Origin of the sequence: Microbacterium sp. PRC9 (assembly GCF_031844125.1) — a bacterium.
Classification (GTDB): Bacteria; Actinomycetota; Actinomycetes; order Actinomycetales; family Microbacteriaceae; genus Microbacterium.
Genome location: NZ_JAUZUR010000002.1, coordinates 681,050 through 701,513, shown reverse-complemented (window position 1 = coordinate 701,513; position 20,464 = coordinate 681,050). Strand labels below are relative to the sequence as shown.

Genomic DNA, 20,464 nt, shown 5'->3' with positions numbered 1-20,464 from the left:
CTGCTCTGATGAGCGCATGGACGCGATCGTCGACGTCGACTACGTGGTCGTCGGGGCGGGGGCGATGGGGATGGCGTTCGTGGACGCCCTCACCGGGGCCGCCGATGACGTGTCGGTCGCGATCGTCGACCGCCGGCACGGGGCCGGCGGTCATTGGCTCGATGCGTACGGATTCGTGCGGCTGCACCAGGCGTCGGCCTTCTACGGCGTCGCCTCGACTCTGCTCGGCGGCGGGCGGCTGCAGGACGACGGTCCGGAGCGAGGACTTCACGAGCGCGCGAGCGCCGCGGAGGTGTCGGAGTACTACGCCCGCGTGCTCGCACGACTCGTCCGGTCGGGCAGGGTCGCCTTCCACGGCCGCAGCGAGTACCTGGGTGATCGCCGGTTCGTGTCGCTGCTCAGCGGCTCGCGCTTCCATGCGCCCCGAGCACGGGTGGTGGACGCGCGGTACCTGTCCCCCGACATCCCGCTGCTCACTCCCCCGCCGTTCGCGGTCGAGGACGGCGCCCACGTCGTAGCCGTCAACGACCTCGTCCGCCTCGCCGAGGCTCCCGGCCACTACGTCATCGTCGGTGCCGGCAAGACCGCGACCGACACGTGCGTGTGGCTGCTGCAGAACGGCGTCGGCGCGAACGCGATCACGTGGGTCCGTCCGCGCGACCCGTGGCTGCTCAACCGTGCCGTCGTGCAGCCCGACCCGGCGATCTTCCTCGGCATGGCGGCCGACACGATGGCCGCCGCGGCGGCGGCTTCGGATCCCGACGACGTCTTCTTCCGGATGGAGGATGCCGGGATCATGCTGCGCTTCGATCCCGCCGTCACCCCGACGATGGCCAAGACGCCGACGCTCGCCACGTGGGAGCTCGACCTCGTCCGCACGATCGACGACGTCGTCCGTCGCGGACACCTGAAGGCCGCCGGCCATGGACGCCTGACGTTCGCCGACGGCGACGTGCACGTTCCCGCCGATTCGCTCGTCGTGCACTGCGCGGCCGAAGGGCTGAAGTACCCGGGCCTGCGACCCATCTGGACCCCGGAGGCCATCACTCCGCAGCCGGTGCGGGTCGGCTTCCCCTGCTACGGCGCCGCGCTCTCCGGCTACGTCGAGGCGACCCGCGACGACGACGCCGAGAAGAATCGCGTCTGCCGCCCCTCGCCGTACTCCGACACCCCCGCAGACTGGGCGACGATGCAGACGATCGGCGGCGACGCGTCGCTCGCGATGTCGAAGGAGACGGATCTGCGGGCGTGGTCGAACACGACGTCGCTGAACCCCGCGCGCGTGTCGCCGGAGCAGGCGGATGACCCGGCCGTGCTCGCCGCCGCGGCGCGGTTCAAGCAGAACATCGGCGCAGGGCGGGCGCGCCTGGCGGAATTCGCGGGGATCGCGTAGCCGGTGCGCCAGAATGTCGCCATGAACCAGACTGCCGCCTACCAGCCCGGCGTGTGCAACATCGGTCCCGCCGAGATCCGCAGGCGCCGGGCCTCGGGGTGGTGGGGGCTCGCGATCGCCGTCGTCTTCCTGGGCATCGCGTTCGCCCTCGGGTGGGCGGCTCCGTGGCGTCTGCTGGTCGCGCTGCCGGTGTTCCTGTCGGCCCAGGGATTCCTGCAGGCCGCGTTCCACTTCTGCGTCGGGTTCGCCAGCCGGGGTCTGTACAACTTCGGCGACCTCGGCGGAGAGGAGAGCGTCCAGGACGCCGAGTTCCGGCGGAAGGATCAGCGCAAGGCGGTGTTCATCAGCCTGCTGGCGTTCGCCATCGCGGCTGTCGTGGGCGTGGTCGCGTACCTGATTCCGATCGGCTGACGCGTCCGGACCTCAGTCCCAGTCGAGGTACTCCTCGACGATGACCGCCGTCTCGACGGGGTGAGTGAGCGGGAAGAGGTGACCGGCCCCGTCGAGGTTCTTGACGCTCGCACGCTCGGGCGCCGTCGCCTGCAGGCGTTCGCCGTTGGCGCGGGGGGTCACCTCGTCGTCCGCGCCCTGCACGATCAGCACGGGGATGACCGGGGCGAGAGCGATGTCTTCGTCCTCGACACCCAGCAGCAGCAGTCCGTTGACGCGCTCGGGGTGCGCGGCGACGAGCGCCCGCGCGACGGTGCCGCCGCGGCCGTGCCCGCCGACCCACGTGCGCTCGAGGCCCAGCTCATCGATGACCGCGATGACGTCGTCTGCCTGATCGCCGGTCGACGCCGCGTCGACGTTCGTGCGGTAGCCGACGCGGATGATGTGGAATCCCGCCTCTTCGGCGAGGTAGTGCCCCACCACACCCAGCGCGTCCTGTCCAGGTTCGGCGATCAGCACCAGGCCGATGGGCCCGTCGCCCTCGACGATGTAGGGGATCGCGCGTCCGTCGGGCTCGAAGATCTGCGTGGTGTCGGTCATGGGAAGCCTTTCCGGGAAGCGATCGTCAGACGTTGAAGCGGAACTCGACGACATCGCCGTCCTGCATGACGTAGTCCTTGCCCTCGAGCCGGGCCTTGCCCTTCGAGCGGGCCTCGACGACCGAACCGGTCTCGACGAGGTCGTCGAACGAGATGACCTCTGCCTTGATGAAGCCCTTCTCGAAGTCGGTGTGGATCACGCCGGCCGCCTGCGGAGCCTTCCAGCCCTTGCCGATGGTCCAGGCACGGGCCTCCTTCGGGCCGGCCGTGAGGTACGTCTGCAGCCCGAGCGTGTCGAAGCCGATGCGCGCCAGCTGATCGAGACCGGACTCGTCCTGCCCGGTCGAGGCGAGCAGCTCCGCCGCGTCCTCCGGGTCGAGGTCGATGAGCTCCGACTCGATCTTCGCGTCGAGGAACACCGCCTTGGCCGGCGCGACCAGAGCCTCGAGCGAGGCCTTCCTCGCAGCATCCGTCAGCACCGCCTCATCGACGTTGAAGACGAAGATGAAGGGCTTCGCGGTCAGCAGGCCCAGCTCCTTGATCGGCGAGGGGTCGATGCCCGAGGCCGACAACAGCACGCCGCGCTCGAGGGCATCCTTCGCCTCGATCGCCGCGGCGAGCACCGAGGGGTCGAGCTTCTTGCCCTTGACCTCCTTCTCGTACCGCGTGATCGCCTTCTCGAGCGTCTCGAGGTCGGCGAGCTGCAGCTCGGCGTTGATGGTCTCCATGTCGCTCTGCGGGTTCACCGCGCCCTCGACGTGCACGACGTCGTCGTCGTCGAAGCCGCGCACGACCTGGGCGATCGCATCGGCCTCGCGGATGTTCGCGAGGAACTTGTTGCCGAGTCCCTCGCCCTCGCTCGCGCCGCGGACGATGCCGGCGATGTCGACGAAGGACACGGCGGCGGGCAGGATCCGCTCGGAGTGGAAGATCTCCGCCAGCTTGTCGAGCCGCGGGTCGGGCAGGTTGACCACGCCGATGTTCGGCTCGATCGTCGCGAACGGGTAGTTCGCCGCGAGCACCTGGTTCTTGGTCAGGGCGTTGAAGAGGGTCGACTTGCCGACGTTCGGGAGACCGACGATTCCGATGGTGAGAGCCACGGGCATCCAGTCTAGATGGCGACGGATGCCACGCCCCGCGGCATCCGTCCTTCTGAGGGCGGCACCCGTTGCCGGGCGTGTCGCACGCGGCGATACTGAGCGCGTGGACGAGTGCTGCGCGCCGCGGGCGCCCGAGGGCTACGACCGGGAGTTCAACGCCCGGTTCGCCCGGCGGCTCGCTCGGCAGTACCGCAGCGACGGCCTGTCGCCGAGCGCGGCGCTGGTGCTCGAGTTCGCGGGCTCCGTCGGGCTCGAGGGAGCGTCGCTGCTCGAGATCGGCGGGGGGATCGGCGACATCCAGCTGGAGGCGCTCAAGCGGGGCGCGTCCCACACGACCAACGTCGAGCTGTCCGCCGCCTACGAGCCCGAGGCCGCCCGGCTGCTCGACGAGGCCGGCCTGCGCGATCGGGTGACACGGATGCTGGGGGTCGATCTCGCGAGCACGCCCGAGGCGGTGGAGCCGGCCGACATCGTGGTGCTGCATCGCGTCGTCTGCTGCTACCCGGACTACGAGCGTCTGCTCGGCGCCGCCGCCGGAAGAGCCCAGCGCGCCGTCGTGTTCAGCCACCCGCCGCGCACGCTGTTCGCCCGGTTCTCAGCGCGCGCGATCAACGCCTGGTACCACCTGACGGGCAACCCCTACCGTGCGTACGCGCACACGCCCGACGCCATGATCGCGGTGCTGAGCGGGCGCGGCCTCGAACCGCGCTACCGCGAGGTCAGCGGACCATGGCACGTCGTCGGCTCCGTGCGCGCGTGACCTGCCGAGATCAGGACCGGATGCCGCGGAACGCGTGCGTCACGTACGGCAGGTCCACGACCTCGGCGCCGGTCGCCTCGATGACCCGGCGCTCGTCGAACAGGTCGCTCACCGAGGCCAGGATCGCCGCCCGGTCAGCGTCCGACGCGGTGATGACGTAGCTGCGCGAGGCGACCATATCGAGGAGCGCTGCGCGCGTGAGGGAGCGCGTCCATGTCCACGAGCGCGGCTCGAGTCCGTCGAACGGCTCGGCCACACGGGGCCCGTCGCCCGCGAGCATCTCTTCCGCGTGGCTGCCGTGCATCGCCGCCGTCAGGCGCGCGACCCACGGATCCGACTCGTCGCGGATGTTCCAGACGAGCCCGAGCACACCTCCCTTGCGAAGCGCCCGGCCGACTTCGGCGGACGCGGCGACGGGGTCGACCCAGTGCCACGCCTGGCCGAGCAGCACAGCGTCGACGGAGGCGTCGGGAAGCGGCATCCGTTCCGCCGTCCCCACGAAGGTCGGAACCCCGTGGACGTGCTCGCGGAGAGCGGCGAGCATGTCGGCGTCCGGGTCGATCGCGACGACCTCGGCGCCGGCTTCGACGATCGTGCGCGTGAGCTTGCCGGTGCCCGCCCCGACGTCGGCGACGCGCACAGCGCGGCCCGGCTCGCGCACCGGGGCGAGCATCCAGTCCACGGCTTCGCGCGGATAGTCGGGACGGCCCGACTCGTACGCGGCCGCCGCGGCTCCGAACGACAGCGACATCTCCTCGCGACTGGCCATGTCTCCGACCCTATGACGACAGTGCGCGCTCGGCGCGCCTTCCGTCCGCGCACCCGAGCCGGGGTGAGTGTGGACATGTGCCTCTGGACTTCACCGCGATCGACTTCGAAACGGCGAACTCCAGCAACGCCTCGGCCTGTGCGGTGGGGCTCGTGCGCGTGCGCGACGGCGAGATCGTCGACCGGACGGGCTGGCTGATCCGCCCACCGGCCGGGCACGACGTGTTCTTCGAGCTGAACGTCCGCATCCACGGCATCCGCCCCGAGGACGTCGTCGACGCAGCGCCGTGGAGCCGCCAGCTCGCCGACATCGTCGCCTTCACCGGAGACGACATCCTCGTCGCCCACAACGCAGGCTTCGACATGGCCGTGCTCAAGCGGGCCTGCGACGCGACCGGCGACGAGTGTCCGCCGTACCGCTACGCGTGCAGTCTGCAGGTGGCCCGCCGGGTCTACCGTCTCGAGTCGTACCGGCTGCCGTTCGTCGCCGCGGAGGCCGGATTCGCCGACTTCCCGCACCATAACGCGACTGCCGATGCGATGGCCTGCGCGCACGTCATGATCGACGCGGCGCGGCGGGTGGGCGCCGGCGACATCGACGCCCTCACCGAGGCGGTCGGCGTGCGAGTGTCGCAGATCGCGGTCACCGAGGCCCCCGCGGTCTCGTTCGCCGTCGTCTGACGCGGAACCGGTCCCCCGCGCAGGCGATGTCCGAGGCATCCGGCACCCTGGAGTCATGGACGCAGTCGTGATCAGTGTGGTGGCAATCGCCTGTCTTCTCGTCGGCGTGATGGCGGGCTGGGCGGCGGGACTCGCCCGCGGCGCGGCACGAGCCGCGCGCGAACAGGCCGACCTCACCGCGCGGCTCGCCGGCTCGGAGGCCGCGCGGCAGGGCGTGCAGGCCCAGCTCGAGCATCAGCAGGTGCTCTACCGCGAGCTCGCGAGCCAGGCGCGCCACGACCAGGCGGCCCGCGAGGAGCGCGAGCGCCGCGAGCAGTCGGTGCTCCGGGCGCTCGCGCCCGTGCAGGAGACGCTGGCCGCGATGCACACGAAGGTCGACGATCTCGAGCGCGACCGGCACCTGCAGTTCGGCACGCTCGCCGAGCAGCTGCGACGGGCGCACGAATCCGACGAGGCCCTGCGGGCGACCACCGAGTCGCTGGCCGGCGCCCTGCGCTCGGGCAGCACCCGTGGCGTGTGGGGCGAGACGCAGCTGCGGCGCGTCGTCGAGGCCGCCGGGCTCACGCGCCACGTCGACTTCGACCTGCAGACGTCGATCACGTCGGACGCCGGCGCGGGCCGGCCCGACATGGTCATCCGCCTCCCCGGCGAGAAGGCGATCGCCGTCGACGCGAAAGTGCCCCTCGACGCCTTCCTGGAGGCGAGCGCCATCCCGCTGACGGCGCAGGGGGCGGAGGCCGCCCGTCGGCGCAGCCTGCTCGACAAGCACGTCAAGGCCGTACGGGCGCACGTGGACGCCCTCGCCCGCAAGACCTACTGGGCGGGGCTCTCGTCGAGCCCCGAGTTCGTCGTGTGCTTCGTGCCGAGCGAGTCGCTCCTTGCGGCTGCGCTGGAAGAAGACCCCTCGCTGCTGGACTATGCGTTCGGCAAGCGCGTTGCGCTGGCCTCGCCCGTGAACCTCTGGGCGGTACTCAAGACCGTCGCCTACACCTGGACCCAGCAGGACGTGTCGCAGGAGGCCCGCGCGCTCTTCGACCTCGGCAACCAGCTCTACGAGCGGCTTGGATCGCTGGCGTCGCACGCCGACGACCTGCGCCGGGCGATCGAGCGCACCGTCGACAGTTACAACCGGTTCGCCGGATCCCTCGAGACGCGCGTGCTGGTGAGCGCGCGCAAGTTCCCCGGCATCGATGCGACCAAACTCGACGCCGTGAACGAGCCCGCGGCCATCGAGAAGAGCCCGCGCCGCCTCACGGCCCCGGAGCTGCTCGATGAGACGCTCCCCGGGCTCGAAGAGCGGCCCGAACCTGGCGCCGGCAGCGACATCGAACCGCCGCGGCTCTCCGCGACCGCGGAGCTCGGCGACGTGCGCGCACGCATCGCCGCGCCGAACGAGTGAGGCTCAGGCGCCGCCGGGGACGAAGCTCAGCAGCACGATGACCGCGGCGGAGACGCCGACGAACGCGCCGATCATCCACCACGCGCTGATCTCGTGGCCCTCGTCACGGCGGACACGCAGAAGCACGTCCGGCCGGCGGGCGGGATCGATCGCGTTCGCGACCACCGCCTGAGCGCCCGTCTGGGGCGACGACGGATCAGCTGAGTGCGCAGACATCGTCAACTCCTCGGGTTGGGAACACAGACGTGTCTCCATCGACACCACTGAAGATTCTGCCAGAGTTCCCTCGAAGGCCGGTCACGAAACGGTCACGGCGGCATCACGTGTCGCACCGCCGCGGCCGTTTCCGTCAGGCGGTCAGAGCCACTTCGAGACGAGGTGCTCCGACGAGATCCGGCGCAGCGTGCCCGACGCGCCGCGCAGCACGACGCTCTCGGTGTAGACGTACCCGCCTTCCCGACGGACGCCGGCGACCAGCGCGCCGTCGGTGACGCCGGTCGCGACGAAGATCGTGTTGTTGCCCTTCACGAGGTCATCCGCCTCGTAGACGTAACCGTCGAGGTTCAGGCCCGCGTCGATGCCGCGCTGCTTCTCGTCGTCGTCGCGGGGCCAGAGGCGGCCCTGGATGTGACCCCCGAGCGCCTTGATCGCGCACGCGGTGACGATGCCTTCGGGGCTGCCGCCGACACCGACGCACATGTCGGTGCGGGCGTTGTGGCGCGCGGCGTTGATGCCGCCTGCCACGTCGCCGTCGCTCATCAGGCGCGTGCCCGCGCCGGCCTCGCGGATCTCTTCGATGAGACGCTCGTGGCGCGGGCGGTGCAGCACGGAGACCACCAGCTCGTCGACGGGCTTGTCGAGGGCCTTCGCCAGCCGGCGGATGTTCTCGCCGATCGGCAGTCGGATGTCGACGACGCCGACGCCCGCGGGGCCGGTGACGAGCTTGTCCATGTAGAAGACGCTCGACGCGTCGAGCATCGTGCCGTGGTCCGAGACGGCGATGACGGACAGAGCGTTGTTGCGCCCAGCCGCCGTCAGCGAGGTGCCGTCGATCGGATCGACCGCGACGTCGGCCTGCGGGCCGCGCCCGTTGCCGACACGCTCGCCGTTGTAGAGCATGGGCGCTTCGTCCTTCTCGCCCTCGCCGATGACGATCGTGCCGTCGAAGTTCACGGTGGTGAAGAACGCCCGCATCGCGTCGACGGCGGCCCCGTCGGCCGCCTCTTTGGCGCCGCGGCCGATGAACGGCACTGCGCGGATCGCCGCCGCTTCGGTCGCCCGCACGAGTTCGAGTGCGAGGTTGCGGTCGGGGTGGAGGGGACTCATGTCCGCGGTCAGGCTCACCATGCGGTCAGCCTATGCCAGCATGGCGGCCGATTCACGAGAATTTCACGCCATCGAAAGCGAAGGAATCACGTTTCTTTCCCATAGCGCAGGGACGCGGGTTTCCCGCGATCCGCCGGGCAGCGGCATCCGTTCCGGCTTCCGCCCCTTGGGTAGAGTTTGCGGTGACGCCCACTCGATCAAGGGAGCACTCATGCCCGTCGCCACCCCGGAGCAGTACGCCGACATGCTGGACCGCGCGAAGGCCGGTGGCTTCGCGTATCCCGCCATCAACGTCGCCAGTTCGCAGTCGATCAACGCGGTCCTCCAGGGACTCACCGAGGCCGGCTCGGACGGCATCATCCAGGTCACGACGGGCGGCGCGGACTACTTCGCCGGCCACACCGTGAAGAACCGCGCCGCCGGTGCGCTCGCGTTCGCGAAGTTCGCCACCGAGGTCGCCAAGAGCTACCCCATCACGGTCGCCCTCCACACCGACCACTGCCCGAAGCCGGCGCTCGCCGACTTCGTGCTCCCCCTCATCGAGGCGTCGGAGGAAGAGGTGAAGGCCGGCCGCAACCCGATCTTCCAGTCGCACATGTGGGACGGCTCGGCTGTCCCGCTCGACGAGAACATCGAGATCGCGAAGGACCTGCTCCCCCGCCTCAAGAACATCAACGCCATCCTCGAGGTCGAGATCGGCGTCGTGGGCGGCGAGGAGGACGGCGTCCAGCACGAGGGCTCGAACGAGGCGCTCTACACGACGGTCGCCGACGTGACGAAGGCCGTCGAGGCACTCGGCCTCGGCGAGAACGGCCGCTACATCTCGGCCCTCACCTTCGGCAACGTGCACGGCGTGTACAAGCCGGGCAACGTAAAGCTCCGCCCCGAGCTCCTCGGTGAGATCCAGGAGGGCATCGCCGCGAAGTTCGGCACCGGCCCGAAGCCGCTCGATCTCGTGTTCCACGGCGGCAGCGGCTCGACGGACGAAGAGATCGCGCTCGCGGTCGCCAACGGCGTGGTGAAGATGAACGTCGACACCGACACGCAGTACGCTTTCACGCGCTCGGTCGCCGGCTTCATGTTCTCGAACTACGACGGCGTCCTGAAGGTCGACGGCGAGGTGGGCAACAAGAAGGCCTACGACCCGCGCGCCTGGGGCAAGATCGCCGAGTCGGCGATGGCCTCCCGCGTGGTCGAGGCCACGAAGCAGCTCGGCTCGGCCGGCAAGAGCCTCGGCGCGTAAGCAGCAGATTCGACGGATGCCTCGGCACCGGCCTCGCGGGGCAGGTGCCGGGGCCTTCGTTCACTCGGGGTCGGCGTGGCGGTCGAGCAGCCCGGGAGCGCCGTCGCCGCCCTCACTCCCCCGGCGGCGCCGCGGGTTCGCCGCGCAGCAGCACGCGGCCGTCCGACACGGCCCGCACCTCGATCGACGCGATGTCGTCGCGGTCGAGGGCCGTGCCGGCGTCGAGGTGGGCCGTCGTCCCCGGCCCTGCTCGCCACGAGGACAGCTCGCTCGTGGTGCCGTCGGTCGAGGTGACGACGAGCACGTAGGGCCACTCCTGGTCGGCCGTGTAGGGATCGCGGCTGGGCGGGTAGTGGCAGGTCATCGCAATGCGGGTGCCCCACGCCACGTCGGTCAGTTCCACCTTCGCGGTCAGTGGCACGTCCGTCACAGCCTGGAGCGCGACGACCTCTTCGGGCACGCTCGCCGGCGCGACCGCCGTCGTCACCGCGAACGCGACCACCACGGCGACGGCCGCCGCCGCGGCGAGGCCGCTGCCCCACGCGATCATGCGGCGCCTGCGGGCGTCGCGCGTCCCGCGGACGACCATGCGCTCGCGCGCCGCGGGGCCGGGCCCGTCCTGGTCCGACGGTTCGAGCAGCGTCTCGGCGCGTTCGGGTGAGACCCGCGCCAGGAGTCCCATGGTGGGCGCGAGGTCGGCGATCGCGCCGCGGCAGACGGGACAGCTGTCGAGGTGGGTCTCGTACCGGCGGCGGTCGTCCACGCTGAGCGCGCGCACGACGTACGCGGCGTCCCAGTCGGCGAAGCGGGCGTGATCCGTGGTCATCGCGTCACCCCCTTCTCCTGCAGGGTGAGCCGGAGGGCGCGCAGCCCGTAGTGGAGGCGCGACTTGACGGTGCCCTCCGGGATGTCGAGTTCGTCGGCCATCTCGGCGACGGAGAGTCCCCGGTAGTAGGCGCGCACGACGACGGCGCGGTGGTCGGTGGTGAGCGTGGCCAGCGCTTCCTCGACGAGGATCGCCTCGAACAGCGCGTCGGTGGCGTCCGGCGCGGTGCGCTCGGGGACCTCGGCGACGCCGATCTCCCGGCGCCGCCGCGCGCTGCGCGCCTCGTCGATCACGAGGTGACGCGCGACGGTGAACATCCACGAGCGCGTGGTCGAGGGATCCTGCTCGAGGATCTTGGGCGTTCGCCACGCCCGCAGCAGCGTCTCCTGCACGATATCGTCGGCACCGGCGCGGTCGCCGGTGAGATGCACGACATAGCGCCAGACGGGCGCCGCATGTGCGTCGTACAGTGCGGCCAGGCGCGCGGCATCGCGTCCGGCGGCCCTGTCTCGGCGCTCCACGCTGTCGTGCGGCATCCATCACCTCCCGCAGGAGACACGAGACACGCCACCCGCGGGTTCACGTGAATCCGCAGCGCGCCCGCGCTGTCACCAGTGAGTATGGACCCGCGGTGGCGGGACCGCACGGCGCGCGATCCGCGCGCCGCGGAAGGTCAGAGTCGCGCGCTGTCGAGGAGGGCCTGCCACACGGCGGGGTCGTTCGTCAGCGGCGCGACCATCAGCGCGCCGGCGATCAGCGAGAAGACGATGCCGCCCACCAGCGGGATCCACCACGTCACGCGCGAGCGGCGCATGTTCCAGACCGAGAGGGCCGCGGTGGCGCACCAGCCGACCACGAGGACGAGCACGGCAGCGATCGCCCACGGCTTGGCCGCGGCGGGATCGGAGAGCTGCACGTCGACGCCCATCAGTCCGAGCATCGTCTCGGCGTACGAGCCGTAGTCGAGGAACGCGGGCACCGAGGTGATCACGTTGACCAGGCCGTAGGCGAGCAGCGCGAACGTCACGATGCGATCGACCGGGTGCCGACGCTTCTCGGCGACGGCGGGAGCGGGTGGGATGCCGTCGGCCGGCGCATCGGTCATGATCGGCGCGATCGGCTCCTGCTGCCAGGGCGCGGGCTCCTGGATGCGCGCCCGCTGCTCCTCCGGCGTCGCGTACTCGCCGTACTGGGGACGGGGACGCGAGCGCGGATCGGGCTCGGCGTTCGCGGCGTCGCTCATGCGCGGGTCCGTCCGCCGAGGGCGCGGTCGTCGCGCTTGCCGGCAGCATCCGTCCGCAGCTCCTTCGGGAGGGAGAACTGCAGATCCTCCTCGGCCGTGCGCACCTCTTCGACATCGCGGTAGCCGGCGGCGGCGAGGTCGTCGAGCACCTGCTGCACGAGCACCTCGGGCACCGACGCGCCGCTGGTGACGCCGACGGTCTCGACCCCTTCGAGCCACGCCTGCTCGACCTCGTCCGCGTAGTCGACGCGGTAGGCCGCCTTGGCGCCGTGCTCCAGCGCGACCTCGACGAGTCGCACACTGTTCGACGAGTTCGCCGACCCGACGACGATCACGAGATCGGCGTCCTTCGCGACCTTCTTGATCGCGACCTGGCGGTTCTGCGTCGCGTAGCAGATGTCGTCCGACGGCGGATCCTGCAGCTCGGGGAAGCGCACCCGCAGACGGCGCACGGTCTCCATCGTCTCGTCGACCGAGAGCGTCGTCTGCGACAGCCACACGACCTTCGACGGGTCGCGCACCTCGATCGTGTCGGCCTCTTCGGGCGAGTTCACGATCGTGACATGGTCGGGAGCCTCGCCGGCGGTGCCCTCGACCTCCTCGTGGCCGATGTGGCCGATGAGGAGGATCTCGAAGTCGTCGCGCGCGAAGCGCACCGCCTCGCGATGCACCTTCGTGACGAGGGGGCACGTCGCATCGATGGCGCGTAGACCACGATCGGATGCCGCGTTCACGACCGCGGGTGACACCCCGTGCGCGCTGAACACGACGTGGGCGCCCGAGGGGACCTCGTCCACCTCTTCGACGAAGATGGCGCCCTGCTTCTCGAGCTCGGTGACGACGTGGATGTTGTGCACGATCTGCTTGCGCACGTACACGGGGGCACCGTAGCGCTCGAGCGCCTTCTCGACGGCGATGACGGCGCGGTCCACGCCCGCGCAGTAGCCGCGCGGGGATGCCAGGAGCACCCGCTTGTGTCCGGCCCCGGCGATATCCTTGAGCGGTTCGCGCCGCCGCGGGATCCGCGGGACGGGCATGCTCACAGGGGCCTGACTCGTTCGGGTCTGCCCCGCGGTGCTGATGCTCACCCCTCGATTCTACGGGCGGGCTCCTGAGCGGGGACTCCGCCGAGGAGCCCGCGACGCCCGCCGGCTCACCGGTGCGAGCAGCCCGCGCCCGGGCATGAAAGGACCGCATGACGAGTTTCCAGCCCGCCACCGTCCCCGGCGAGCCGCCACCTCCCGACTCCGTTCCGCCGCGAGATTCCACGGCGCAGGCGCCGACCTCCGTCGCCCGGCTCAACGACACGATCCGCGGTTTCGTCCAGACCTGGGGCTCGGTGTGGGTCGAGGGCGAGGTCACGGGGTGGAACCAGCGGGGCGGCAACGTGTTCGGCCGCCTGAAGGACCTCGTGACCGACGCCACGATCTCGTTCCGCATCTGGTCCTCCACGCGAGACCGGCTGCCCGGCGACCTGAAGGTCGGCGACCACGTGATCGCGTGCGTCAAGGCCGACTACTTCGTGAAGAACGGCGACTTCAGCTTCGGCGTCTCCGCGATGCGCCATGTGGGACTCGGCGACCAGCTGGAGAAGCTGGAGCGCCTGCGCGTGCAGCTGCGGTCCGAAGGACTGTTCGATCCCTCGCGCAAGAAGCCCATCCCCTTCCTGCCGCACCTCATCGGCCTCATCACCGGCGAGAACTCGGATGCCGAGAAGGACGTCCATCGCAACGCCGAACTGCGCTGGCCGCAGGTGCGGTTCCAGACGAAGTACGCCGCAGTGCAGGGAGACCGGTGCGTTCCCGAGACGATCGCGGCTCTGAAGGCGCTGGATGCCGCACCCGACGTCGACGTCATCATCATCGCCCGCGGCGGCGGCGACCCGCAGACCCTGCTCGGCTTCAGCGACGAGCGGCTGGTCCGGGCGGTGGCGGCGGCATCCACCCCCATCGTCAGCGCCATCGGCCACGAGAACGACCACCCCCTCCTCGACGACGTCGCCGACCTGCGCGCATCGACCCCGACCGACGCCGCCAAGCGCGTCGTGCCGGACGTCGCGGAGCAGCGCGCGCTCGTCGGTCAGCTGCGCGCCCGCATGAACACGAGGCTCACGCAGCGCATCACGCACGACATCGCCCAGCTCGAGCAGCTGCGCTCCCGCCCGGTGCTGCGCGACCCCGAGACGCTGCTGACCACCCGCTCGCACGAGGTCGAGCTCCTCGCGGCTCGCGGGCGCGATCGCATCGACCGGTCGCTGCGCGTCCAGGAGCAGCGCACCGCCGAGCTCCGCGCGACGCTGCGCGCCCTCTCCCCCGCATCGACGCTGGCCCGCGGCTACGCGATCGCGCACCTCGCCGACGGCGTCATCGTGCGCGACGCCGCGCAGGCCCCGGCATCCACTCCCATCGTCGTCACCGTCGGGCGCGGCTCGTTCGCGGCGCGCTCCGAGGGCGAGATCGCCGAGGACGACACGCGGACCGACGACGACGTCGAGCCGAACCGGGCGGGGCACGGGGCGGGTCCCGCGGCCGAATAGACTGTGACCATGACTGAGACGAGCGGCGCCCTCACGGACGTCGCGGCCCTCTCGTTCGAGCAGGCGCGCGACGAACTCGTCCGCGTCGTCGCCGAACTCGAGCAGGGCGCCCCGACCCTCGAGCACTCCCTCGCACTCTGGGAGCGCGGCGAGGCGCTCGCCGCCCGCTGCGAGGAATGGCTGCTGGGCGCCAAGCGCCGTCTCGAGGCCGCTCGCGCCTCCGCCGATCGCGCACAGGGCGAGGCGCTCTGATGTCACGCGAACCCCGCATCGTCGCCGAACTCGGTCGCCCCGAGACGCCGCAGGAGACCGCCGACCGCAAGGCCGAGTCGTCGCGGATCTACCGCTCGAGTCAGAACGTGCGCAATCTCATCGCGGCGCTGCTCGCGACGCTGGCGGTCGTGATCGTCATCATCGCCGCCGTGCCCCGCGGCACGCCCCCGCCGCGCGAAGCGATCGACGTCGCTGCGGTCGCGGAGGGTGTCGCCGCCTCCGAAGGCCGCACGGTCATCACCCCGGAGATGTCCGACGGGTGGATCGTGAACCGCGCAGGCATCGAGGGCAACGGCGGAGTCCGCGCGTTCACCGTCGTCTACGCCCCTTCCCAGGAGGACGAGCGCGGCTTCCTGCGTGTCGCCCAGGGATTCGACGCCGACGAGTCGTGGCCGGCCCGCGTGCTCTCGGGCTCCGCCCCGCAGGACACCGTCACGATCGACGGCATCACGTGGGAGCGCTACGAGCTCGACCCCGACCGCACCGGGAACATCTCGGTCGCGCTGACCACCGACGCCGGCACCGACACGGTGCTCATCTACGGAGCCGCGGGCGAGACCGCCCTCGAAGAGACGGCACGCTCCGTCACCGACCAGATCACCGCACTGCGCCAGGAGGCCGAGTGACCGATCAGCCCACCCCCGCGAAGGCCTGGCGGGAGATGCAGCGCGGCAACGCGCGCTTCGTCGCCGGCGAACCCCGCCACCCCCGGCAGGACGTCGACACCCGGCATGAACTCGCGGGAGGGCAGCGACCCCGTGCCGCCCTCTTCGGCTGCGCGGACTCGCGTCTGGCGGCGGAGATCATCTTCGACAAGGGCCTCGGCGACCTCTTCGTCGTCCGCAACGCGGGCCAGGTCGTCTCCGAGTCCGTCGTGGGCAGCCTCGAGTACGCCGTCGCTGTGCTCGGTGTGCCCCTCATCGTGGTGCTGGGCCACGACGCGTGCGGCGCCGTCCGCGCGGCGATCGACAGCACCAGCCCCGACGCCGATCCGCTGCCCCCGCACATCTGGCGGCTGATCTCGCCGATCGTGCCCGCGGTGCGCCGCGTCCAGCGGGCGTCCGCGGTGGACGGCGTGTACCCCGACGTGATCGACGCCGAAGAGGTCGGCCGCGAGCATCTTCGCGACACCGTCGGCGAGCTGCTCCACTCCTCCGAGCTGATCAGCTCCGCCGTCGCCGAGGGGCGCCTCGCGATCGTCGGCGCCAATTACCGCCTCGGCGAAGGCACCGCGGTACCCGACGTCATCGTCGGCATCACCGACCCCGCCTGAACCCCCAGCTCTGCCAAGACATCCCCTGTACCGACACGTGAGGAACAACGACGTGACCGACATCGAGTACCGCATCGAGCACGACACCATGGGCGAGGTGCGCGTGCCCAAGAACGCGCTCTACGCCGCGCAGACCCAGCGCGCCGTGGAGAACTTCCCCATCTCCGGCGACCGGCTCGAGCCCGCGCAGATCGTCGCGCTCGCGCGCATCAAGAAGGCCGCGGCCCTCGCGAACAAGGAGCTCGGCACGCTGGACGGCGCCATCGCAGACGCCATCGCCGGTGCGGCCGACCGCATCATCGCCGGCGAGTTCGCCGACCAGTTCCCGATCGACGTCTACCAGACCGGCAGCGGCACGTCGTCGAACATGAACATGAACGAGGTGCTCGCGACCCTCGCCACGCAGGCGCTGGGCGCGACCGTGCACCCGAACGACCACGTCAACGCGTCCCAGTCGTCCAACGACGTGTTCCCCACCTCGGTGCACATCGCGGTGACTCAGGAGCTCATCGACGACCTGATCCCCGCTCTCGACCACCTGGCCGTCGCCCTCGAGGCGAAGGCCGACCTCTGGAAGACCGTCGTGAAGTCGGGCCGCACCCACCTCATGGACGCGACCCCCGTCACCCTCGGCCAGGAGTTCGGCGGCTACGCCCGCCAGATCCGCCTCGGCATCGAGCGCGTGCAGGCGGTGCTCCCCCGCGTCGCCGAGGTCCCCCTCGGCGGGACCGCGGTCGGCACCGGCATCAACACGCCGCTCGGCTTCCCGCAGCGCGTGATCGAGCTCATCGTCTCCGACACCGAGCTGCCGATCACCGAGGCCAAGGACCACTTCGAGGCCCAGGCCAACCGCGACGGACTGGTCGAGGCATCCGGCGCCCTCCGCACCGTCGCGGTGTCGCTGACCAAGATCAACAACGACCTCCGCTGGATGGGCTCGGGCCCGAACACAGGTCTGGGCGAGCTCCACATCCCCGATCTGCAGCCTGGATCGTCGATCATGCCCGGCAAGGTCAACCCGGTGATCCCCGAGGCCACGCTCATGGTCTGCGCCCGCGTCATCGGCAACGACGCCACGGTCGCCTGGGCGGGCGCGTCGGGCGCCTTCGAGCTCAACGTCGCCATCCCGATCATGGGCAGCGCGGTGCTCGAGTCGATCGAGCTGCTCGCGAACACCTCGCGCGTCCTCGCTGACAAGACCATCGACGGGCTCGAGGCGAACGTCGAGCGCGCCGCCGCGTACGCCGGCATGTCGCCGTCGATCGTCACCCCGCTCAACAAGCTCATCGGCTACGAGGCCGCCGCCAAGATCGCCAAGCACTCCGTCGCGAAGGGCATCACGGTGCGCGAGGCTGTGATCGACCTCGGCTACGTGGAGCGCGGCGAGCTCACGCTCGAGCAGCTCGACGAGAAGCTCGACCTTCTCTCGATGACGCACCCGGGCTGATCAGCCCACCCGATGTCGCAAGCCGTGCGTCGGCGGGATAATCGGGTCATGGCCCGAACCCCCCGCCCGGTTCCCGCGCGCGTCAGGATCCTCGCCGCGATCCTGGCCGTCGCGTGCGTGGGTCTCGCGATCGTGGGCAGCGTCACGTTCCTCGTACAGCGCGAGCAGGCACTCGGTGGCGTCAACGATCGGCTCAAAGCCCAGGTCGCGTCGCTCCAGACCGTGGCCGAGGGCGACTCCGCCGACGCGACCGACGGCGCGTCCGCGGCGACGGAGGAGCTCGACAAGAGTGACTTCCAGAACGTCGACGACTACCTGAACGCGGTGGTGGCGCGCCTGGTGCCCGCGCGCAACGAAGGCTCGCTGGCGCTGATCGACGGCGTGCCGAGGTGGGTGCCGTCCACCCTCACGGGAATCCCCATCGCGAAGAACCAGCAGCTCATCGACCGCGTCGTCGAAGAGACCGCTGACGGCACGCCGCACATGGGAACGGCGGTGACCGACCAGGGTTCGCTCCGCTACATCGCGATCCCGGTGAGCATGGCCGGCGATCCCCGCCAGGGGATGTACGTTCGCGCGGTCGATCTCGGCGCGGAGCTCCAGCCGGTGACCTTCGCCATGACGACGTATGTGATCGCGGCGGTCGCCGTGCTGTTCGCGATCGGGATCGTGGGGTGGTTCGTCACCGGGCGGCTGCTGTCGCCGATCCGGCGCCTCCGCGAGACGGCCGACGCCATCTCGATCACCGACCTCTCGCATCGCCTCGAGCCCCAGGGCAACGACGACATCGCCGACCTGTCGCGCACGGTCAACTCGATGCTCGATCGCCTGGAGGATTCGGTCGACGTCCAGCGTCAGCTCCTCGACGACGTGCGCCACGAGCTGAAGACGCCCATCACGATCGTGCGGGGTCACCTCGAGCTCATGAACCCGCAGGATGCTGCGGATGTGGCGTCCGCCCGGGACATCGGCATCGCCGAGCTCGACCGGCTCACGCGCCTCGTCGAGGACATCGACCTGCTGGCCACCGCCGAGGCGGACTCGTACAGCCTCGAGACCGTCGACCTCGCCGGGCTCACCGAGCGGGTGGGCGAGCTCGTGGCTGTCATCCCCGGCCACAGCTGGACGGTCGAGGCCCGCGCCGAAGGAGTCACCGTGGGCGACCAGGACCGCCTGCTGCAGGCATGGCTGCAGCTCGCCGACAATGCCGCCAAGTACACGCCCGAGGGCAGTCCCATCGAGATCGGCAGCGCCCACTCGGACGACGGCTCGCGGCTCTGGGTGCGCGACCACGGCCCCGGCATCCCGCCTGGCGCCCGGGCCCGCATCTTCCGCCGATTCGACCGCGCGCACGTGAAGCGCTCGGTGGGCGGGTCGGGTCTCGGCCTCGCCATCGTGGATGCGATCGCGAAGGGGCACGGCGGGCACTGCGTCGTCACCGATACGCCGGGAGGCGGCGCCACGTTCACGATCCACCTGCCTCGCACGGAGGCCGAACTGCCGGCACCGGTGCGTGCCGGAGACGTGCTGCAACGGGAGGCCGCCGGATGACCAGGATCCTCATCGTCGAGGACGAACCTCGGATCGCCGCGTTCGTCAGTCGCGGCCTCGAGGCCGCCGGCTACGAGACGCTCGTCTTCGAGGACGGCCCGGAGGGACTCGAGTCGGCGCTGCGCGGCGATGCCGACCTCGTGCTCCTCGACGTCGGCCTGCCCACGATGGACGGCTTCGAGGTGCTGCGCGAGCTGCGAGCCCGCGGTTCCGCGGTGCCCGTGATCATGCTCACCGCCCGATCCAGCACGCGCGACACCGTCACCGGCCTGGACGCGGGCGCCAACGACTACGTCCCGAAGCCGTTCACGTTCGAAGAGCTGCTCGCGCGCGTGCGGTCGCGCCTGCGCGAGAGCGTGCCGCAGCCCGGCGTCGCGATCTCGCACGGCGACGTCGTGCTCGACATCCTCGCGCGCCGCGCGACCGTAGGTGGCCGCGAGGTCGACCTGTCGGCGCGCGAGTTCTCACTCGCGGAGCAGTTCCTGCGCAACCCCGGCCGCGTGCTCAGCCGGGAGCAGCTGCTGAGCCGTGTGTGGGGGCTGGACTTCGATCCCGGTTCCAACGTGGTCGACGTGTACGTGCGCTACCTGCGCGGCAAGCTGGGCGCCGACCACATCGTCACGGTCCGCGGCGCGGGCTACCGCTGGGAGTGAGCCGTCGGGCATCCCGTTGGCGGGGGTGCCCTGCCTGGGCAGGAAGAAGCCCCCGGTGCTGGGGGACACCGGGGGCTGTGAAGGGCCGGACTGGGGGATCCGACCGTTGTCAGTCGCGCTTGTCTGGGGAATTGCGCGACTGGTCTTTCTTTCCGTCGTTGCCGGCGCCGTTGCCGTTTCCGACGTTCGATCCCGCGTGCGCGGGAGGCTTCTGACCGATCGACTGCTGACCGGACTGATTCTGCTGCTTCTGAGGCGGCTGCGCAGGGGCCTTCTGCTCCGGGGCCGGAGCCTGGACGATGCCCTGTCGCTGAGTGGTGGATCCGCTCGAGTTGCTCGAATCGACCGAGTCGCTCCGGTCGACCTGCTCGGTCTGGTCGGCGATCTCACGCTCCAGACGTGCGATCAGCGCATCGAGCCGACCGCTCGCCCAGCCATGGGAGGCAGCCCAGCTGCGCAGCGCGTCCCACGTGCCCGCGGCCTTCGCTGCGGCGATGGCAGAATCCATGTCGCCGCCCGGTGCTGCGGGAGGAGCCGGGGCGGCGGGCGCCGCCTCGGGCGCCGCGCTCCCGGGAGTGCGCGTGCTGGTCGACTCGGGCGGCGCGACCTCGACAGGGGCGGGCGCCTGGACCACCTCGGGCTCGGCCGAGGGGACCAGGGCGTCGGGCGTCGCGGCCGGCGCGGGGTGGGGCGTCGCCGAGGGGGATGCCGCCGCCGGGACGACGATGCGCTGGGATGCGACGCTCGTGCCCTCGGATTCGGCCAGCGCCGCAGTGTTCGCGAGGGCGACGGCAGTCACGACAGCGACGCTCGCTGCGACAGCGGTCATGCCGCCGATCACGAGTCCCGTGCGTGCGTGCACTTCTCGCCTGCCCTCCGTGTGCGCGGAATCGTTTCCCCTCATCCATGGTGACAGACCGATCGCGCGGTATGCGCCGTGGGCGATGAGACTTTCCTCATGCTCGCACGGCACAGCGGGCCGGGATCCGACATCCCGGCCCGC

General features: G+C 70.9%; 23 protein-coding genes. 13 read left to right on the top strand and 10 right to left on the bottom strand.

Translation table 11 applies throughout. The annotated features are described in order from the left end of the window. Positions 1 to 16: 16 nt before the first annotated feature. Together Q9R33_RS06820 and Q9R33_RS06815 are read left to right on the top strand one after the other, a co-directional pair. On the top strand, positions 17 to 1,393 hold the full coding sequence (locus Q9R33_RS06820; protein WP_311293228.1) for a pyridine nucleotide-disulfide oxidoreductase: 1,377 nt from the start codon (positions 17 to 19) through the stop codon (positions 1,391 to 1,393). A 21-nt stretch (positions 1,394 to 1,414) separates the two neighbouring features. Continuing rightward, positions 1,415 to 1,804, top strand: a complete 390-nt coding sequence (locus tag Q9R33_RS06815) for a hypothetical protein (protein WP_311293227.1) — start codon at positions 1,415 to 1,417, stop codon at positions 1,802 to 1,804. A 12-nt stretch (positions 1,805 to 1,816) separates the two neighbouring features. On the opposite strand, the gene Q9R33_RS06810 is transcribed toward Q9R33_RS06815, so the two are convergent. Together Q9R33_RS06810 and ychF are read right to left on the bottom strand one after the other, a co-directional pair. Beyond that, positions 1,817 to 2,383 (bottom strand): alpha/beta fold hydrolase, encoded by a 567-nt coding sequence (locus Q9R33_RS06810; RefSeq protein ID WP_056367977.1) that lies wholly within the window; start codon positions 2,381 to 2,383, stop codon positions 1,817 to 1,819. A 25-nt stretch (positions 2,384 to 2,408) separates the two neighbouring features. Continuing rightward, positions 2,409 to 3,482, bottom strand: a complete 1,074-nt coding sequence (ychF, locus tag Q9R33_RS06805) for a redox-regulated ATPase YchF (RefSeq protein ID WP_311293226.1) — start codon at positions 3,480 to 3,482, stop codon at positions 2,409 to 2,411. Between the two features lie 103 nt (positions 3,483 to 3,585). Between ychF and Q9R33_RS06800 the strand changes: the two genes are divergently transcribed. Continuing rightward, a complete protein-coding gene (locus tag Q9R33_RS06800) occupies positions 3,586 to 4,242 on the top strand; it encodes a hypothetical protein (RefSeq protein WP_056367980.1) in 657 nt (218 codons plus the stop codon). A 10-nt stretch (positions 4,243 to 4,252) separates the two neighbouring features. On the opposite strand, the gene Q9R33_RS06795 is transcribed toward Q9R33_RS06800, so the two are convergent. Continuing rightward, a complete protein-coding gene (locus Q9R33_RS06795; RefSeq protein WP_311293225.1) occupies positions 4,253 to 5,011 on the bottom strand; it encodes a class I SAM-dependent methyltransferase in 759 nt (252 codons plus the stop codon). A 77-nt stretch (positions 5,012 to 5,088) separates the two neighbouring features. Between Q9R33_RS06795 and Q9R33_RS06790 the strand changes: the two genes are divergently transcribed. Continuing rightward, positions 5,089 to 5,691: a 3'-5' exonuclease gene (locus Q9R33_RS06790; protein ID WP_056367984.1), complete on the top strand. Its 603-nt coding sequence runs from the start codon at positions 5,089 to 5,091 to the stop codon at positions 5,689 to 5,691. Between the two features lie 55 nt (positions 5,692 to 5,746). Further along, positions 5,747 to 7,090 carry a DNA recombination protein RmuC gene (locus Q9R33_RS06785; protein WP_311293224.1) on the top strand — a complete coding sequence of 448 codons (1,344 nt, stop codon included), beginning with the start codon at positions 5,747 to 5,749 and terminating at the stop codon, positions 7,088 to 7,090. 3 nt (positions 7,091 to 7,093) lie between these two features. Here Q9R33_RS06785 and Q9R33_RS06780 read toward each other — a convergent pair whose 3' ends face one another. Continuing rightward, the gene (locus Q9R33_RS06780) at positions 7,094 to 7,306 is read right to left on the bottom strand and encodes a UDP-N-acetylmuramyl pentapeptide phosphotransferase (RefSeq protein ID WP_082496936.1); all 213 of its coding nucleotides are present in this window, start codon (positions 7,304 to 7,306) and stop codon (positions 7,094 to 7,096) included. 141 nt (positions 7,307 to 7,447) lie between these two features. After that, entirely contained in the window at positions 7,448 to 8,437 is a 990-nt protein-coding gene (gene glpX, locus Q9R33_RS06775) for a class II fructose-bisphosphatase (protein WP_056367988.1), read from the bottom strand. 190 nt (positions 8,438 to 8,627) lie between these two features. On the opposite strand from glpX, the gene fbaA reads away from it, so the two are divergent. After that, positions 8,628 to 9,659: a class II fructose-bisphosphate aldolase gene (gene fbaA, locus Q9R33_RS06770; RefSeq protein ID WP_311293223.1), complete on the top strand. Its 1,032-nt coding sequence runs from the start codon at positions 8,628 to 8,630 to the stop codon at positions 9,657 to 9,659. A gap of 112 nt (positions 9,660 to 9,771) precedes the next feature. Here fbaA and Q9R33_RS06765 read toward each other — a convergent pair whose 3' ends face one another. The 4 genes from Q9R33_RS06765 to Q9R33_RS06750 form a co-directional block, all read right to left on the bottom strand. Beyond that, positions 9,772 to 10,485, bottom strand: a complete 714-nt coding sequence (locus tag Q9R33_RS06765) for a zf-HC2 domain-containing protein (protein WP_056367990.1) — start codon at positions 10,483 to 10,485, stop codon at positions 9,772 to 9,774. Further along, positions 10,482 to 11,021 carry a sigma-70 family RNA polymerase sigma factor gene (locus Q9R33_RS06760; protein WP_056367991.1) on the bottom strand — a complete coding sequence of 180 codons (540 nt, stop codon included), beginning with the start codon at positions 11,019 to 11,021 and terminating at the stop codon, positions 10,482 to 10,484. The genes Q9R33_RS06765 and Q9R33_RS06760 overlap by 4 nt, the downstream gene beginning before the upstream one ends. A 137-nt stretch (positions 11,022 to 11,158) precedes the next feature. Further along, on the bottom strand, positions 11,159 to 11,728 hold the full coding sequence (locus Q9R33_RS06755) for a DUF6264 family protein (RefSeq protein ID WP_311293222.1): 570 nt from the start codon (positions 11,726 to 11,728) through the stop codon (positions 11,159 to 11,161). Further along, positions 11,725 to 12,765: a 4-hydroxy-3-methylbut-2-enyl diphosphate reductase gene (locus Q9R33_RS06750; protein WP_056367995.1), complete on the bottom strand. Its 1,041-nt coding sequence runs from the start codon at positions 12,763 to 12,765 to the stop codon at positions 11,725 to 11,727. The genes Q9R33_RS06755 and Q9R33_RS06750 overlap by 4 nt, the downstream gene beginning before the upstream one ends. Before the next feature lie 158 nt (positions 12,766 to 12,923). On the opposite strand from Q9R33_RS06750, the gene xseA reads away from it, so the two are divergent. The 7 genes from xseA to Q9R33_RS06715 are packed head-to-tail and all read left to right on the top strand — an operon-like array spanning position 12,924 to position 19,461. After that, a complete protein-coding gene (gene xseA, locus Q9R33_RS06745; RefSeq protein ID WP_311293221.1) occupies positions 12,924 to 14,264 on the top strand; it encodes an exodeoxyribonuclease VII large subunit in 1,341 nt (446 codons plus the stop codon). Positions 14,265 to 14,273: 9 nt separating this feature from the next. Further along, complete coding sequence (locus tag Q9R33_RS06740; protein ID WP_056367999.1) at positions 14,274 to 14,516, top strand: exodeoxyribonuclease VII small subunit; 243 nt, start codon at positions 14,274 to 14,276, stop codon at positions 14,514 to 14,516. Beyond that, positions 14,516 to 15,163 (top strand): DUF4245 family protein, encoded by a 648-nt coding sequence (locus Q9R33_RS06735; protein ID WP_310246085.1) that lies wholly within the window; start codon positions 14,516 to 14,518, stop codon positions 15,161 to 15,163. Before Q9R33_RS06740 ends, Q9R33_RS06735 begins: the two co-directional genes overlap by 1 nt. Before the next feature lie 35 nt (positions 15,164 to 15,198). Then, on the top strand, positions 15,199 to 15,810 hold the full coding sequence (locus Q9R33_RS06730) for a carbonic anhydrase (protein WP_082496966.1): 612 nt from the start codon (positions 15,199 to 15,201) through the stop codon (positions 15,808 to 15,810). Between the two features lie 52 nt (positions 15,811 to 15,862). Beyond that, entirely contained in the window at positions 15,863 to 17,257 is a 1,395-nt protein-coding gene (locus tag Q9R33_RS06725) for an aspartate ammonia-lyase (protein WP_056368004.1), read from the top strand. Between the two features lie 48 nt (positions 17,258 to 17,305). Next, a complete protein-coding gene (locus tag Q9R33_RS06720) occupies positions 17,306 to 18,808 on the top strand; it encodes a HAMP domain-containing sensor histidine kinase (RefSeq protein WP_311293219.1) in 1,503 nt (500 codons plus the stop codon). Next, entirely contained in the window at positions 18,805 to 19,461 is a 657-nt protein-coding gene (locus Q9R33_RS06715; RefSeq protein ID WP_056368008.1) for a response regulator transcription factor, read from the top strand. Before Q9R33_RS06720 ends, Q9R33_RS06715 begins: the two co-directional genes overlap by 4 nt. Positions 19,462 to 19,570: 109 nt before the next feature. Here the strand turns inward: Q9R33_RS06715 and Q9R33_RS06710 are convergent, their stop codons facing one another. Next, entirely contained in the window at positions 19,571 to 20,323 is a 753-nt protein-coding gene (locus Q9R33_RS06710) for a hypothetical protein (protein ID WP_311293218.1), read from the bottom strand. Positions 20,324 to 20,464: the final 141 nt, after the last annotated feature.